The 15,557-nt window shown below is 69.7% G+C and carries 12 protein-coding genes; 10 read left to right on the top strand and 2 right to left on the bottom strand.

Annotated elements, in window-relative coordinates; translation table 11 throughout:
• Positions 1 to 45 precede the first annotated feature (45 nt).
• Positions 46 to 1,224, top strand: a complete 1,179-nt coding sequence (locus tag AC07N1_RS00640) for a glycosyltransferase family 4 protein (protein ID WP_494670002.1) — start codon at positions 46 to 48, stop codon at positions 1,222 to 1,224.
• Between the two features lie 34 nt (positions 1,225 to 1,258).
• Positions 1,259 to 1,996, top strand: coding sequence for a helix-turn-helix transcriptional regulator (locus tag AC07N1_RS00635; RefSeq protein ID WP_494670001.1), 738 nt, complete (start codon positions 1,259 to 1,261; stop codon positions 1,994 to 1,996).
• A 45-nt stretch (positions 1,997 to 2,041) separates the two neighbouring features.
• Here AC07N1_RS00635 and AC07N1_RS00630 read toward each other — a convergent pair whose 3' ends face one another.
• Both AC07N1_RS00630 and AC07N1_RS00625 read right to left on the bottom strand, forming a co-directional pair.
• The gene (locus tag AC07N1_RS00630) at positions 2,042 to 3,097 is read right to left on the bottom strand and encodes a calcium-binding protein (protein ID WP_494670000.1); all 1,056 of its coding nucleotides are present in this window, start codon (positions 3,095 to 3,097) and stop codon (positions 2,042 to 2,044) included.
• Between the two features lie 143 nt (positions 3,098 to 3,240).
• Positions 3,241 to 4,005 carry a prepilin peptidase gene (locus tag AC07N1_RS00625; RefSeq protein WP_494669999.1) on the bottom strand — a complete coding sequence of 255 codons (765 nt, stop codon included), beginning with the start codon at positions 4,003 to 4,005 and terminating at the stop codon, positions 3,241 to 3,243.
• Between the two features lie 132 nt (positions 4,006 to 4,137).
• Here AC07N1_RS00625 and AC07N1_RS00620 point away from each other — a divergent pair, with 132 nt between their 5' ends.
• The 8 genes from AC07N1_RS00620 to AC07N1_RS00585 all read left to right on the top strand — a co-directional run bounded on the left by AC07N1_RS00620 (position 4,138) and on the right by AC07N1_RS00585 (position 15,498).
• Positions 4,138 to 5,337, top strand: coding sequence for a TetR/AcrR family transcriptional regulator (locus AC07N1_RS00620; RefSeq protein WP_494669998.1), 1,200 nt, complete (start codon positions 4,138 to 4,140; stop codon positions 5,335 to 5,337).
• Between the two features lie 153 nt (positions 5,338 to 5,490).
• Positions 5,491 to 7,752 (top strand): TonB-dependent receptor, encoded by a 2,262-nt coding sequence (locus AC07N1_RS00615; RefSeq protein ID WP_494669997.1) that lies wholly within the window; start codon positions 5,491 to 5,493, stop codon positions 7,750 to 7,752.
• Positions 7,749 to 8,927 carry a Ca2+-dependent phosphoinositide-specific phospholipase C gene (locus AC07N1_RS00610; protein ID WP_494669996.1) on the top strand — a complete coding sequence of 393 codons (1,179 nt, stop codon included), beginning with the start codon at positions 7,749 to 7,751 and terminating at the stop codon, positions 8,925 to 8,927. Before AC07N1_RS00615 ends, AC07N1_RS00610 begins: the two co-directional genes overlap by 4 nt.
• Positions 8,928 to 9,159: 232 nt before the next feature.
• A complete protein-coding gene (locus tag AC07N1_RS00605; RefSeq protein ID WP_494669995.1) occupies positions 9,160 to 10,788 on the top strand; it encodes an ABC-F family ATP-binding cassette domain-containing protein in 1,629 nt (542 codons plus the stop codon).
• Positions 10,789 to 10,927: 139 nt separating this feature from the next.
• Positions 10,928 to 12,277 carry a hypothetical protein gene (locus tag AC07N1_RS00600; protein ID WP_494669994.1) on the top strand — a complete coding sequence of 450 codons (1,350 nt, stop codon included), beginning with the start codon at positions 10,928 to 10,930 and terminating at the stop codon, positions 12,275 to 12,277.
• Positions 12,278 to 12,464: 187 nt separating this feature from the next.
• A complete protein-coding gene (locus AC07N1_RS00595) occupies positions 12,465 to 12,791 on the top strand; it encodes a hypothetical protein (RefSeq protein WP_494669993.1) in 327 nt (108 codons plus the stop codon).
• Positions 12,792 to 12,867: 76 nt separating this feature from the next.
• Positions 12,868 to 13,845: an alpha/beta hydrolase gene (locus AC07N1_RS00590; RefSeq protein ID WP_494669992.1), complete on the top strand. Its 978-nt coding sequence runs from the start codon at positions 12,868 to 12,870 to the stop codon at positions 13,843 to 13,845.
• Between the two features lie 30 nt (positions 13,846 to 13,875).
• On the top strand, positions 13,876 to 15,498 hold the full coding sequence (locus AC07N1_RS00585) for a tannase/feruloyl esterase family alpha/beta hydrolase (RefSeq protein ID WP_494669991.1): 1,623 nt from the start codon (positions 13,876 to 13,878) through the stop codon (positions 15,496 to 15,498).
• Positions 15,499 to 15,557 lie beyond the last annotated feature (59 nt).

Genomic DNA, 15,557 nt, shown 5'->3' with positions numbered 1-15,557 from the left:
GCGACCGGCGCTTCGCGTCGGCCCTCGGGGCCGGCGGAGGTCGTCATGGACATCTCCGGGCTGTTGTCGCGTTGGCGTCAGGCGACGCCGACCGGGATCGACCGGGTCGAGATGGCCTACGCCCAGGCCTTGATCCGCCGGGATCCCGGTCGTCTGGCGTTCGGCGGGCTTCGACCGGGCGGCGGCTACGCCCGGTTCTCGACCGCGGTCGTTTGCGACTACCTGGAGGCCACGCAAGAGATGTGGGCCCTGGGTGAAGGCGGCGGCGCGGCGCGGCGGGGGCGGCTGGCGTTCCTGGCGATGCTCGACGGGCGTCCCGTGCCCGGCGGATCGGGACGGCGGCCGCGCGCCTATCTGCACCTGTCGCCGCGCGGGCTGGAACGGCTGCGCGCCTACGAGGCCGTCCTGAAGCGCGAGCGCGCGCGGATGGTGGCCTTCGTCCACGACCTGATCCCGCTGGAGCACCCCGAGTTCGTGCGCGAGGGCGGGGCGGGGCGGTTCCAGCGCAAGCTGGACACCCTGGCCAGGCTCGCGGACGGCGTGCTGGTGAATTCGCAGGCCACGGCCGTGGCGACCAGGGCGCATCTGGCCAGGCTCGGCCGCGACGTCGTGTTGCGGGTCGCCCCGCTGGGCGTGCCGGACCTCGCCGCGGCGGCCGCCGAGGGCCGGGGCGGCAGGCCCTATTTTCTCGTGCTGGGCACGATCGAGCCCCGCAAGAACCACCTGCTGCTGCTCAACATCTGGCGACGCTGGGTCGAGCTGGAGGGGGCGGAAGCGGTCCCCGGCCTCGTGATCGTCGGCCGGCGCGGCTGGGAGAACGAGAACATCCTCGACCTGCTCGACCGCAGCTCCGTCCTGAGCCGGGTCATCGACGAGCGCGACGGACTGGGCGATGCGGCCGTGCGGTCGCTCGTGGCCGGCGCGCGGGCGGTGCTGTGTCCGTCGTTCGCTGAGGGCTACGGCCTGGCGGTGGCCGAGGCTCTGCGGCTGGGAGCGCCGGTCATCGCCAGCGACATCCCCGCCCATCGCGAGGTGGGCGGCGCGGCGGCCGAATATCTGGATCCCCTGGATGGTCCGGCCTGGGCGCGCGCCGTGCGCGACTACGCCCTGCCGGACTCCGCGCGCCGGCGCGACCAGAAGGCGCGCCTGACCGAATGGAAGTGCGCCGAATGGTCCGAGCACTTCCAGATCGCCTTTCAACTGATCGAGGACGTCGCCCGATGAGCGCAGTCCCGACGACCCTCCGTGAGGTCACGCCATGTCCGTAGCCGTCCTGGAGCTGGAGCGCGCGTTCGTCGCGGAAGACGGCGGGGGCTTTCGCGCCGCCGCGTTCGGCGAGCGGGAGCCCTCGGGGCTCGATCAGCGATTGCGCAGGCTGGCCCAGGGGCACGGCTTCTACAGCGGCCTCTATCTCCACCTCGGCCACGCGCCTGTCGGCGAGGATCAGGACCGCTTCCCGCCGTCGCGTCTGATCGCGTCCTCGCCGATCGCGTTGCGGCAGTACGGGTCCGCCCTGATGGGCGGCAGCATCGCGCGCCGGGCCGCCACCGCCCACCGCCCGTTCGCCTGGAGCAGCGTCGAGGAGCATCTGCCCGGTCTGGTCGGCCGCCATGTCGGGTTGTCGGTCCCGGTCCAGGACCATGCCGCCGGTCCTGGCCTCGTGGCCTTGATCGGCCAGGATCTCGACCTGGCCCGAGCTCTTGCCTCCAGCGCCGCCGGCGCGCTGATGCTGGCCGCCGCCGACCTGCATCAAGCGGCGCTGGCCGGCATGCGCCCGGCCGCGACGGCGGCCGGCGCCCTGACCGTTCGGGAGATCGAGTGCCTGAGGCTGGCGGCGATCGGGCGGACCGTCGCCGACAGCGCGACCATCCTGGGCATCACCGGCCGCACCGTCGAATTCCACCTGAAAAACGTCACGGAGAAGCTTCGGGCGGCCAACAAGATCCATGCCGTGGCCATCGCCGTGAGCCACGGCCTTGTCAGCCTGCGGGCCTGATCCGGGAGTTCGCCGCCGCCCGGTGAGGCGACGGCGCACCGCCGCTTAGTGGAAGTCGCCGCCCGAGACGACGAACTGGAAGTTGTCGAGCACGAACTGCGAGCCGTTGATGTCGTCGAACGGGCTGTAGTCGCCGGTCGTGGAGACCCGATCGATGACGAGCTTGTCGATGACGCCCCAGTCGGCGTCGATGATCGTCGGCACGCCGTACGCGATGGTCGCCGTGATCGAGCCGACCTCGAAACCGTCGCTGTAGCCCTTGAAGGTCACGACCTGCTGGGCGTCGGCGGCGGAGGCGATCTGCACCTTGTCGAAGACGAAGTCCGAGCCATCGGCGCGGGTGATGACCAGCGGGTCGGCGGCGAAGGGATTGTAGGCGCCGATCTGGCCGTCGATCGCCGTGGCGTAGCCCGAAACCGGGAAGTCGTCCTTGTTGACGGCGTTCAGCTCGACGCCGCCGGGCAGGGTGAAGTTGAAGCCGTGATAGCCGTCGAGGATCACCGGCTCGGCCGAGGGATCGATGTCCTCGAACGTCAGGGTCACCGCTTCGGTCGGCTTGGGCGCGAAGTGGACGTCGTTGGCCGTCAGGTGGGCGGCGCTGTCGGTGTTGATCAGCACGTAGCCGCTGGCCGACGGGTTGGCCGCGTCGTTGACCTTGTAGAGCTGGTTCGTCGCGCCGCCGACCGTGCCGACGAAGTCGAGGGTCGAGCCGGCCGAGAAGCCGTGCAGCACCAGGACGTCCTGTTCGACGCCGGCGTCGCTGTTGCCCGCGCCCTTGAAGCCCAGGATCACGTCGGGCAGCAGCGCCGAACCGGTCAGGTCGCCGGCGTGGAACACGAAGGTGTCGTTGCCCGCGCCGCCATCGACGATGTCGATGCCCGCGCCGCCGCGGATCACGTCGGCGCCGTCCTGGCCCAGGAGGACATCGCTGCCGCCCCGGCCGTCCAGGTGATCATCGCCCGCGCCGCCCTGAATCAGGTTGAAACCGGCGGAGCCGATGACGGTGTCGTTGCCCGCTTGAGCATTGTAGATATTCGACGGCGTCAGGGTGGTTCCGAGAATTACCTGATCGTCGCCGGCAGTGCCGTTTCCATAGCTCATGGCGTATTTCCTGAAATAGCCGCAAGCCCCCTAGCCCAGATTTCAGTACATTAAACGGTTTGCACTCAAAAGCGTGGTAATTGAGAAATTTTCTTCACAAAACTATATCTGTTTCTTTTTGATATTCGCTGGGCGTCCGGCTGTTATTTCAGTCGCAGTGCTGATGGGGTCGCGTCGATCAACCAGGTCAGCCAGGCGCCGGCGGCCAGGAATGTCCCGAAGGGCAGGGCTTGGGTCGCGGGCAAGCGGCGCCGCAGGGCGAGGAAGGCCGCTGTCGCGAGGCCCAGGCCGCACGCCCACAGGAGCACCGAGGGCAGGCCCTCCCAGCCGACCCACGCGCCGATCGCGCCCAGCAGGAACGGGTCGCCGCCGCCCAGGCCTTCCCGATGGCGAAGCCGCTTGTAGGTCCAGGCGACGAGCGCCAGGGCGCCGTAGCCGATGGCGGCGCCGATCACCGGGTCCAATGGCCCGGCCCGACCCAGCGACACGGCGACCACCCATCCGGTCAGGCCCAGCGGCAAGGTCAGGACGTCGGGAAGCCAGAGGTTCTCGGCGTCGACGATGGCTATCGCCAGCAGGCTCCAGCCGAAGAGGGCGGTCGCCAGGATCATCGGCCCCGACTGGGTCGCCGCGCTGCAGAGGGCCAGCAGCAGGCATCCCGCCTCGATCAAGGGGTATCGGCGCGGGATGGGCGCGCCACAGGTGCGGCATCGCCCCCTCAGCGCCAGGAAGCTGGCCAGTGGAAGCAGGTCGGGGAGGGTCAGCGTCCGCTGACAGCCGTCGCATGCCGAGCGGGAGGCGATCCAGGCCCGCCCGGCCGGCAGTCTCAGCGTGAGCAGGCCGATGAAGCTTCCGACGCAGGGCGCGATCAGCAGGGCGGCGACTGTCCAGGGCAGGTTGGTCGGCAAGACTCTCGATCCTCGTGCGGCGAGCCAGCCTGCGAGTTTTTCGTGACGGCTGTGGTGCGCCGGCGGTTCCTCGCGGCTGTCGTGCCAAGAGCCTCGTTGCCTTCGCTGAAGCCTGGCTTCAGTAAGGGCGTCATGAACGGGTCTCCCCAGGCAAAGATCGATCCCTCCGAGCTGATCCTGCAGGCGGCGCGCCTGCGGCTGGCGCGCGGCGGCTTTCGTGGCCTGACATTGCGGCCCGTCGCCCAGGACTGCGGTCTGACCCTGGCGGCCGTCACCTATCACTTCAGCGCCAAGGCGCGACTGGTGGAGCAGCTCGCCGAGCGCGAGCGGCGGATCGACCGCGATCGCCATGCCGCCTTCGCCGCGCGCTTCGCCGCCCTGCGGGGTCTTCCGCCGGCGGCCCTGGCGCGTCTCATGGAGGCCTATCTGGACGAGGCGGCCGGCGCGGGTGCGCTGACCACCAGCATCTGGACCGAGCTATTGCTCGGCGCGGCCGTCGACGAGGAGGTTCGGGCGGCGGTGGTCCCGTGGATCGAGGAACGCTGGGCCTTCTGGCGCGGCGTTTTCGCGGGCCGTCGCGAGGAGCCTGACCGCTGGGCGGCGGCCGCCTTCAGCTACGCCTGCGACGAGGCCGTCCACGGCCTGGTCCAGCGTGACCTGGATGACTATCGGCTTTTGCGGGCCGTGGGATTGGAGCGGTGGACGGCCGGCTTTCCGGCGGTCGCGCCGGGGCTTTCCCAGCCGGACTTCTTCGAGGCCGTGGTGGCCAGGCTGGATCCGGGCCTGTCCCTGCCCACTCCCTCGGGCGGCGCTGGGCTGCCATCGGGCAGGCCAGGCGAGATCGCCCGCGCCGCCGCCGCCCTGATCGTTCAGTCCGGACCCGACGCCGTGACCCATCGGGCGGTGGGCGAGCTGGCCGGCGCGCCGGCCTCGACGGTGGCCTACCACTTCAATCAGCGCCTGGACCTGCTGCGGGCCGGCTTGACGGCCATCTACCTCGCCGCCCAGGGGCGGCTGGAGCTGGGCGGCGCCGACGCCGGCGCGGTGGTGGCGCGGGGCACCGCCGCCTTGGCCCTGGCGGCCGCCCGCGATCTCGACCTGAAGCCCTTCGCCATCGACCTGCGTCGCCTGCGTGGCGAGAACCTTCACGCGCGCCTGCCTCGGCTTGGCGGCGATCCGGCGCGCTTCGACCGTTGCGCGGCCCAGGCCGCCTCGGTCGTGCTGTTGGGATCGACCCTGCTCTCCGAAGCCGCGGGCGCGGCGGGCCGGGGCGCGGTCTTTCAGGTCGACCAGGTGTTCGCCTGGATCGTCAGTGTTTCGCCCGAAAGCTGAACATTCGTTTTGTTGATGTGCGCCCGGCCCACGAATTGCGGTTAGTTGGTGTCGCCAAAGCTTCGTACAAGTGTCGTCCTTGTGACATGGCTGCGCGCCTAGAAGCGCGGCCAGGATCAAGGTCTGGGGCTACACATGCTTGCGAAACATCAATTGACGCAGAGTTCGCGTCACGTCCTGGCCGCGCTGCTGCTGTCGGGCCTGGGCGCCTTGGAGGCTGAACAAGCGTTCGCTCAGGGTTCGGAGGCTCCGCAGATCGAGGAGGTGGTCGTCACCGCCCAGAAGCGCGAGCAGAAGCTGAAGGACGTGCCGATCTCGATCGCCGCCTTCACCGGCCAGACCATCGAACAGCAGAACTTCACCGACTTCGAGCGGCTGTCGACCCGCACGCCGGGCTTCTTCGTTCAGCAGCAGACCGACAGCTCGGCCAGCTTCGTCATGCGCGGCATCGAGGCCGGCAACGCCGGGGCGGTGTCGGAACCGAGCATCTCGTTCTTCCTCAACGACGTCGACACCAGCCGCTCGCGCGGCATGCTCAAGGAGCTGTTCGACATCGAGCGGGTCGAGGTGGCCAAGGGGCCGCAGGGCACGCTGTACGGCCGCGGCTCGCAGATCGGAGCCGTCGCTGTCTACACCCGCAAGCCCGACCTTTCGGCGACCTCGTGGTCGGCCGAGGGGCAGGTCGGCTCCTACGGCCTCTACAGCCTCACCGGCGTGCTGAACGCGCCGATCGTGCAGGACGAGCTGGGCCTGCGCGTCTCCGTGCGCCGCCGCGAGCGCGAGGGCTATGTCGACAACCTGGCCGGCGGCAAGCCGTTGAACGACGACGACCTGTGGGCCGGCCGCGCCTCGCTACGCTGGAAGCCGCGCCAGGACCTGACCCTCGACTTCGTCGTCGACCATCAGGCCGACAATGATTCCGCGGTCGCCACCAAGGCCATCAACATCGCCTCGCCCGGCGGCGACGCCAGTCCCTACAGCGCCGCGGGCCAGACCCGCTACGACCCGCCGCAGCGCCGCCGCCAAACCGGCGCCAGCCTGACCGCCGACTGGAAGTTCGCCGAAGGCTGGGGCCTGCGCTCGATCAGCGCCTGGCGCGAGGTCGACTTCAGCGAGTCCTGGGACGTCGACGGCACGACCTACGACTTCCTCACCGGCCGCAACCTTGCCGACGACCAGTCTATCCTCAGCCAGGAACTGCGTTTTTCCTACGACAAGGGCGGCAAGCTGCGCTCGACCTTCGGGGCCAGCTACTATCACGACAAGACCTTCAACCTGTCGGAGTTCGTGATCAACGAGCAGCTGCTGCTGGCTGGTTTCCCGCGCGCGACCACGCCGGTGACGCAGCTGACCGTCGCCCCCGGCGTCACCTTGCCGGTGAGCCGTGGCGTCTCGACCCTGAGCTCGGTGCGCAACAGCCGCGACAGCTGGTCGGGCTACGCCAATCTCGCCTACGACATCATTCCGCGCGTCACCCTCGACGCCGGCGTGCGCTACACCCATGACAGCGCCACGGTGCTCAACAGCGGCAAGGTCAGCACGATCGACGGCGTGCGCCCGATCGCCCTGCCCAACGGCCTGGGCAATTCGCTGGGCCAGGAGTTCGCCAACAGCGCCGACTACGACATGGTCCAGCCCCGCGCGGCGATCACCTGGCGCCTGACCGACGCGGTCAACCTCTATGCCGGCGTCTCGCGCGGCCTGCGGGCCGGCTATCCGCAGACCAGCTTCGGCGCGCCCGTGAACGGCGTCGCCCAACCGATCTTCGGCAAGCTGAAGACCGAGGAGGTGGTCAACTACGAGGTCGGCGCCAAGGGTCTGCTGGGCCGTAGCGTCTATGCCGAGATCGCCGCCTTTACCTACGACTACAAGGACTTCCAGACCCGGGCCACCGACCTGACCTTGGGTACGGTCAACGCGGGCAGGGCTTCGGCGTGGGGCGTCGAGGCCAACGGCGCCTGGAAGATCTCGCCCGAGCTGACCCTGTCGGGCGCCTACGCCTTCATGCACACCCGGTACGACGAATTCTACGAGGTGGTCAGCAACGTGCTGGTCGACCGCTCGGGCAACGTCTTCCGGATGGCGCCCAAGCACACGGCCACGATCACCGCCGACTACCGCCGCCCGATCGCCGGCGGTTGGGACGGCTTCGTCAACGCCAACTATTCCTGGCGCTCGTCCTACTATCTCAACAACGACAACCTGGAGACCGAGAAGCAGAAGGCCTTCGGCCTGGTCGACCTGCGGGTGGGCGCGCAGAGCGGAAACGGTCTGCTGGTCGAGGTCTATGGCGAGAACCTGCTCGACGAGGACTGGGTGCGCGACGTCGGCAACGGCGGCAAGTATTTCGGCGTGCCCACCGCGATCCGCGCCAATCCGCGGATGGTCGGCCTGCGCGTGAGGATCGAGCGATGAGCCGCCGTTTCGCCGCCGCCTCCGCCCTGATGCTCCTGGCCGGGGCCGCCCAGGCCGCCGAGCCGCGCCTGGACCAGATCCAGGTGATCGGCACCCACAACAGCTACAGCCAGCCGGCCGATCCGCGGGTGTTCCCGGTGATGAAACCGCTGCTGCAGCCGATGCTCGACGGCATGATGAAGATGATGCCGGCGGCCATGGCCGCCCAGATGGCCGACGAGCACCCCAATCCGCTGGCCGCCGACATCCAGGCCGGGCTGGACTACGTCCACGCGCCTCTCGAAGGGCAGCTCCGGATGGGCCTGCGCAGCCTGGAGTTCGACCTCAATGTCGACGCCGAGGGCGGCAAGTTCCTTGACCCGATGGCCTACCGTCTCCTGGCGACCAAGGGCGAGCGCGACTTGGCGCCGCTCTACGCCGACGCCCTGAAGGAGCCGGGGCTCAAGGTCCTGCACATGGCCGACCTCGACTTCCGCAGCAGTTGCCCGACCTTCCGCCTCTGCCTGCGGCAGCTGCGCTCTTGGTCGGACGCCAATCCCGACCACACGCCGGTTTTCATCCTTCTCGAACCCAAGTTCCAGGGCTTCACCGAGCGGGCAGGGGGAACCAAGCTGGATCCGTTCGACAAGGCCGCCTTCGACGAGATCGACGCCTCCATCCAGCAGGTGCTCGGCCGCGAGCGCGTGGTCGCGCCCGACGACGTCCGGGCGGGCAAGGCTAGTCTGGAAGCGGCGGTCAAGGCCGGCGGCTGGCCGACGCTCGACAAGGCGCGAGGCAAGTTCGTCTTCCTGATGCTGGTTCCGGGCATGAACCTGAAGACTTTCGCCCCCTATCTGGAGGGCCGACCAAACCTCGAGGGCCGCATGGCCTTCGTACAGGGCGAGCCGGGCATGGGGCACACCGCCTTCGTCATGATCGACAACGCCCTGACCCAGGGCGAGCGGATCAAGGCGCTGGTCAAGCAGGGTTACATCGTCCGCACGCGCTCGGACATCGACACCTACGAAGCTCGACATGACGATGTGAAACGCCGCGACGCCGCCTTGGCCAGCGGCGCCCAGATCGTCTCCACCGACTATCCGTCGGCGCCCAACATCTTCGGCAACGGCTACGCCGTCTCGCCCGACCCGAAAGGCTATAGGGCCAATCCGATCACCGGGCGCGCCAGCGACTGAGGGCGCCCCTGGCCTATGTCGCGCTGGTCGGCTCCGATGCCCGCGAGCAGGGCGGCGCGCTGCTCGCGCCCAACTCAGCTGGCGGTTCTGATCGGTGGGCGGAGAGGGACGTCGGGAGGAGAGGCGCGGAGCATGGTGTCGGGGTGTCGGGTCGATGGCTAATCGTCGCGCTTGGAATTGATGCGGCGCCGGGGCTGGCGTTCTCCGCCCGCCCGGGCTAGCAGACCGCCCCATGATCCGCCTCGACAATATCTCCAAGCAGAACGGCCACCAGCTGCTGTTCATCGAAGCCTCGATGGGCGTCCAGAAGGGCGAAAAGGTCGGGCTAGTCGGCCCGAACGGCGCCGGCAAGACGACGCTGTTCCGCATGATCACCGGTCAGGAGCAGCCCGACGACGGGCTGGTCGCGATCGATGCCGGCATGACGATCGGCTATTTCAGCCAGGATGTCGGCGAGATGTCGGGCCAGAGCGCGGTCGCCGCGGTGATGGACGGCGTCGGTCCCGTCAGCGCCCTGGCCGCCGAGATGGCCAAGCTCGAGGCGGCCATGGTCGATCCGGACCAGGCCGACCAGATGGACGCCACCCTCGAACGCTATGGCGAGGTGCTGGAGCGCTTCCAGGAGCTGGACGGCTACGCGCTGGAAGCGCGGGCGCGCGAGGTGCTGGCCGGCCTGAGCTTCAGCCAGGAGCGCATGAACGGCGACGTCGGCCTGCTGTCCGGCGGCTGGAAGATGCGCGTGGCGCTGGCCCGCATCCTGCTGATGCGGCCTGACGGCATGCTGCTGGACGAACCCTCCAACCACCTGGATCTGGAAAGCCTGATCTGGCTCGAAGCGTTCTTGAAGAACTACGACGGCGCTCTGCTGATGACGTCGCACGACCGCGCCTTCATGAACCGCATCATCGGCAAGGTGGTGGAGATCGACGGCGGCTCGCTCATCACCTATTCGGGCGATCTGGACTTCTACGAACAGCAGCGCGCGCTCGGCGAGGCGCAGCGCCAGGCGCAGTACGAGCGCCAGCAGGCCATGTTGGCCAAGGAAATCAAGTTCATCGAGAAGTTCAAGGCGCGCGCCTCGCACGCCGCCCAGGTCCAGAGCCGGGTCAAGAAGCTCGACAAGATCGAACGCGTCGAGGCGCCGCGCCGTCGCCAGGCGGTCCAGTTCGAGTTCCAGAGCCCGCCGCGGTCGGGCGACGACGTCATCAGCCTGCGCAATGTCCACAAGGGCTATGGCGACAAGCCGATCTACGAGTCCCTCGACTTCCTGGTGCGCCGCAAGGAGCGCTGGTGCGTGCTCGGCGCCAACGGCGCCGGCAAGTCGACGCTGCTGAAGCTGGTTGCCGGCGACACCAAGCCCGACCAGGGCGCGGTCAGCATCGGCTCCAGCGTCAGGATGGGCTATTTCGCCCAGCACTCCATGGACCTGCTGGACGGCGAAGAGACGATCTTCGAGTCCCTGGAGCGCTCGTTCCCGCAGGCCGGGCAGGGCGCGCTGCGCACCCTGGCGGGGTGCTTCGGATTCTCCGGCGACGATGTCGAAAAGCCCTGCCGCGTGCTGTCCGGCGGCGAGAAGGCCCGCCTGGTCATGGCCAAGATGCTGTTCGATCCGCCGAACCTGCTGGTGCTCGACGAGCCGACCAACCACCTCGACATGGCGACCAAGGAGATGCTGGTCGCGGCCCTGGCCGACTTCGAGGGCACCATGCTGTTCGTCTCGCACGACCGCCATTTCCTGGCGGCCCTGAGCAACCGCGTGCTGGAGCTGACGCCCGAGGGCGTTCATCAGTACGGCGGCGGCTATACGGAATATGTCAGCCGCACGGGCCAGGAAGCGCCGGGGCTGCACCCGGGAGGCTAGCGGCGTCGTCGCCTTGGGCCGCCCCGCGACCTTGGTCGGGCGGCCCGATTGACAACTTGCGCCGGGCGTCGACCTAGTACCCGCAACAGCGCCTGAAGGCGTGAGGGCCTCAAGGCGTGAGGGTGTGGGGGGGCGACATATGGCGATGGGCGTGCCGATCCTGGCGTTCGATCTGGCGCCCGCCCCGTTTCGCGCCACGCCCGACATGCTGGCCCAATACGGCGCGCTGACTGGACGACATGCCGACGACGAGCGCCTGGCGCCGCAGATCGCCATGGCCATCGAGGACGCCCTGGACCAGGCCGGCTGGCCGGTCGGCCGGGTCTGCGGTCCGGAAACGGCGTTGGCCGACAATTTCGACGTCTCGGTGCGAGTGCTTCGCCAGGCCTTGCGGATATTGGAGGCGAGGGGCTCCTGCCGGCCTCGGCGAGGTCCTTCGGGCGGCTTGATCGTCCTGGCGCCGGACCAGGCGGCCATCGCCGCGGCCATGGCCAATCACCTGTTGTGGACCGGCGTTCGCGACGACGATGTCTGGGAGGCGCGCGAGCTCATCGAGCCTCTGGCTGCAGCGGCCGCGGCGGCGCAAGCTTCGACCCCGCCGTTCCTGGGCCTGGCCCTGGCGTGCCTGGAGCGCTTCGGCGGCGGAATGTCGAGCGCTCCGGCGGAGCTGAGCCGCGCGCTCGATGCGGCGCTGCGCTCAGGCCACGCCGACCGCGCCTTCGACCTGGCCCGCGAGAGCGTCAGGATCCGCCGCGGCCTGGGCCCGGCCGTCGTCGCCGGAAGCGTCCCGAGCTTCCCCGGCGCTATGGTCGGCCACAACCTGGCGGCCAGGGTCGCGGCGCGCATCGGCGCGGAGATCCACCCGGAGGCCTGCCGCAACGGCGATCCCCTCGGAACCGTCTGGACCTTGTCGGAGCGATACGGCGTCAGTCCGGGCGTGATGATCGAGGCGGTGCGCCTGCTCGAGGACGCGGGCGTGGCCAGGAGCGTCAAGGGGCGGGGCGGCGGCGTGCGCCTGCGCCAGCCCGATCCCGCGTCGATCATCACCACCGTCCACGGCTATCTGGTCGCCCACGCGGCCATGCCCGAGGCCGAGGTCTGTTTCCACCTCAACGCCTGGGCCACCGAACGCGCGGCGCAAACGCGCTCGAACGCGCAGATGGACGACCTGGGCCGGCTCTGGGGGCTTGTCGAGGCCGCTCCCGAGCCTGTCAGGGCGAGGGCCTGGTTCGCGCTGCAGCGGCGGCTCTACGAGATCGCGGACAACGGCGCCTTGCACCTGCTGGCCGTTTGCTTCGCGGGCTTCACCGTCCGGACCCAGGCCGCCGCGCCGCCGGCGTCGGATCCCGCCCTGACGGGCGGAATCCGCGAGGCCGGCTGGACGATCGTCCGCGGCGTGTCCGAGCGCGACGCGACGTTGGCGAATGCGGGCCACGAGCGGGCCCGGGCGATCTTCATCCCCGGCCCCAGGCGTCTGATGCGAGCCTGAAGGGACCGCCGCACGGTCAATTGTGGGCGCTATTTAAAGGCGCCGTCTCCGACTTAGATCGTCCCCCAAGCGGAAGGGCGTTGTCCCCGCCGCGAATGCAGCACAGCGCCACGGGGCCCGGAGGAAGTCAGCGTAGCCGCGAGCGCCCGCCCGAGCCCCACGGCATTTCCCATATCGGAGACACCCAATGTCCAAGTCCGCGACCGCCTTCATGCTCGGCCTGACGCTCGCTCTCGGCGGCGCCGGCGCGACCATGGCCCAGACCCCGGCGCCGGCCGCCGCGCCGACTTCCAGGCTGAGCGTCGACAGCCTGGTCGGCGACCTGATCAAGGACGCCGACGCCAAGGCCGTGCTGACCGCCAATATCCCCGAGGTCGTGGCCAACCCGCAGCTGACGATAGGCTACGGCCTGAAGCTGCGCGACATCGCCCAGTTCGAACCGACCCTGACGGCCGAGAAGCTGGCCAAGATCGACAAGGACTTGGCCGCCATGCAGGCCAAGCGCGGTCACTGACATGCAGGGTCTGAGCAGGCGGCGACTGGGGCTCCTCGGCGCGAGCGCCGCCATGGCCTCCGTGGCGGGTAGGGTCATGGCGGTTGGCGTCGGCGAGGTCGATGACCCGCTGGCCTTCGTCGATCCCGAGCTGCGGCCCGCCGCCCGCCAGATCCAGGCCCTGGACGCCCGGTTCCCGCCGCCGTCCGAGGAAACCTTGGTCCCGTGGCGCAAGCTGGTGTCGGGCTTCGGCGCGCCGGCCGCCGCGACGCCGCCGGTCCGCAAGCTGGCGATCAAGGGAGCCCCGGGCGCGCCCGACGTCACGATCTTCGTCATCAACGCCAGGCCGGGCGCCGCGCGTCCGGCGATCGTCCACATGCATGGCGGCGGCTTCGTCGGCGGTAGCGCCGAGTCCGGCGTTCGCCCGTTGCAGGACCTGGCCGCGATGCTCGACTACGGCGTCGTCACGGTCGAGTACCGGCTGGCGCCGGAGGCGACCTACGCCGCCTCGGTCGAGGACAACTACGCCGCGCTGCTTTGGCTGCGCGACCACGCCGCCGAGGTCGGGATCGATCCGGCGAAGATCGCGGTCATGGGCGAGAGCGCGGGCGGAGGGCATGCGGCCCTGCTGGCCATCGCCGCCCGCGACCGGGGCGAGATCCCGCTGGCGTTCCAGATGCTGATCTATCCCATGCTCGACGACCGCACGGGCGGCACGCGCCTGCCGTCGGGGCCGATCGGCAGGATCGGCTGGGACGCCAAGGCCAACGCCTTCGGCTGGCGGTCCTTCCTGGGGCGGGAGCCTGGGGGATCCAAGGTCCCGGCCAGGGCCGTGCCCGCCCGGACCGCCAGCCTGGCGGACCTGCCGCCGACCTTCATCGGCGTCGGCTCGATCGATCTCTTCGTCGACGAGGATGTGGACTACGCCAAGCGCCTGATCGACGCCGGCGTGGCGACCGAGCTGCTGGTCGTGCCCGGAGCCTTCCACGGCTTCGACGGCATCGCGCCGGCCACCTCCGTCGCCCGGCGGTTCGCGGCGGCGAAGATCTCGGCCTTCCGGCGGGCCTTCGCCTGAAGCCGCGCAGTTTTTCATAGAGGTTTCAGCATGTTGTTCGCAGCTCTTCTCGCCAGCGCCGTCGCCGCGCCCGATCCCGCCGCCTTCGGCCAGACCTGCGCGGCGCTGCAGGGGAGGGCGTTCGGCGACCTGGTGGTCACCGGCGCCCAGGAGGTCGCGGCGGGGCCGGCTCCGGCGCCGGCGCTGATGTCGCCTAACGGCGGCCCGCCTGCCGCCCGGCCGCCCTTGCCGGCGCACTGTCTGGTCACCGCCGACATCGCCCGGCGGACCGGGGCCGACGGCCAGCCCTACGCCATCAAGATCGAGCTGCGCGTGCCGGCCGACTGGAACGGACGCTTCCTCTACCAGGGCGGCGGCGGCATGAACGGCGTGGTGATGACCGCGCTTGGCGAGCCGACCCCGTCCGGCAGTCGCGAACCGCCGGCCCTGGCGCGAGGCTTCGCGGTGGTTTCCACCGACAGCGGCCACCAGGCCGCCAATCCCGCCGACTCCCGCTTCGCCAGGGACCAGCAGGCCAAGCTCGACTACGGCTATGCCGCGATCGGCAAGGTCACGGCCGGGTCCAAGCTGCTGATCGGCGAGCTGACCGGTCGCGCGCCGGCCAAGAGCTACTTCATGGGCTGCTCGAACGGCGGCCGCGAGGCCCTGATCGCCGCCCAGCGCTATCCCACCGAGTTCGACGGCGTCATCGCCGCCAATCCGGCCTTCGAGCTCAGCCGCGCGGCGATCCTGTCGACCTATTCGGCCAACGTCTTCGCAGCGGCCGCCGCCCGCCGCCAGACCGACGCCTCGCGCCTGCTGACCCCGGCCGACGGCGCCTTGCTGCAAAAGGCGATCCTGGCCCAGTGCGACGACCTCGACGGCGCCAAGGACGGCATGATCTTCGGCGCCTGCCGCTTCGACATCCGCAAGATCACCTGCAAGGGCAAGGAAAGCGAAGGCTGCCTGGCGCCCGACAAGGCGCAGGCGGTGGAGAAGGCCTTCCGTGGCCCCCGCGACCGCGACGGCAAGGCCGTGGTCGGCAGCTGGTCCTACGACGCCAGCCAGTTCAGCCAGGGCTGGCGGATCTGGCAGACCGGCGCGCCTACTCCCAACGGCGGCGCCTTCACCCTGCTGCGCGACCTGGTGACCAATTCCCTGAGCGACTATTTCGCGTTCCCGGCGCTCAAGCGGCCCATCAATACTGACGACGTCGCCCCGCTGCTCAAGGCCGTGGCGGCCACCGCTGCCTATACCGACGCCGACGCCACCGACTTACGCACCTTCGAGGCGCGCGGCGGCAAGCTGATCCTGGTCACCGGCGGCTCGGATCCGATCTTCTCGGCCCCGCAGCTGGAGGCCTGGTACGGCCGGCTGTCGTCGGACATGCAGGTCGCCACCGGTCGGCCCGCCGCAGACTTCGCACGGCTGTTCGTGGTGCCGGGCATGGAGCACTGCGGCGGCGGGGCGGGGCTGGACGATTTCGATCCGCTGCCGTCCCTGGTGGCCTGGACCGAGGGCAAGCCCGGCCCGGATCTCTTCGTAGCCAAGGGCCAGGCCTTCCCGGGGGTGACCCGTCCGATCTGCGCCTATCCGGCCGCCGCCCGCTATGACGGCAAAGGCGCGCTGCAGGACGCGGGCAGCTTTCAATGCAAGGCGCCCAAGGCCGAGTGACGGGTCCTGGCGACGGTTGAAATCGATGTTGACGATACTGTTTGTCAGGCATACGAATT

This window comes from Caulobacter sp. GW821-FHT09B11 (genome assembly GCF_059418205.1).
This window is presented reverse-complemented; position numbering and strand designations above follow the sequence as displayed.

Coding starts and splice junctions, on each gene's coding strand:
- AC07N1_RS00640 (WP_494670002.1), top strand. CDS start 46: ATGGACATCTCCGGGCTGTTGTCGCGTTGGCGTCAGGCGACGCCGACC.
- AC07N1_RS00635 (WP_494670001.1), top strand. CDS start 1,259: ATGTCCGTAGCCGTCCTGGAGCTGGAGCGCGCGTTCGTCGCGGAAGAC.
- AC07N1_RS00630 (WP_494670000.1), bottom strand. CDS start 3,097: ATGAGCTATGGAAACGGCACTGCCGGCGACGATCAGGTAATTCTCGGA.
- AC07N1_RS00620 (WP_494669998.1), top strand. CDS start 4,138: ATGAACGGGTCTCCCCAGGCAAAGATCGATCCCTCCGAGCTGATCCTG.
- AC07N1_RS00610 (WP_494669996.1), top strand. CDS start 7,749: ATGAGCCGCCGTTTCGCCGCCGCCTCCGCCCTGATGCTCCTGGCCGGG.
- AC07N1_RS00605 (WP_494669995.1), top strand. CDS start 9,160: ATGATCCGCCTCGACAATATCTCCAAGCAGAACGGCCACCAGCTGCTG.
- AC07N1_RS00600 (WP_494669994.1), top strand. CDS start 10,928: ATGGCGATGGGCGTGCCGATCCTGGCGTTCGATCTGGCGCCCGCCCCG.
- AC07N1_RS00595 (WP_494669993.1), top strand. CDS start 12,465: ATGTCCAAGTCCGCGACCGCCTTCATGCTCGGCCTGACGCTCGCTCTC.
- AC07N1_RS00590 (WP_494669992.1), top strand. CDS start 12,868: ATGGCGGTTGGCGTCGGCGAGGTCGATGACCCGCTGGCCTTCGTCGAT.
- AC07N1_RS00585 (WP_494669991.1), top strand. CDS start 13,876: ATGTTGTTCGCAGCTCTTCTCGCCAGCGCCGTCGCCGCGCCCGATCCC.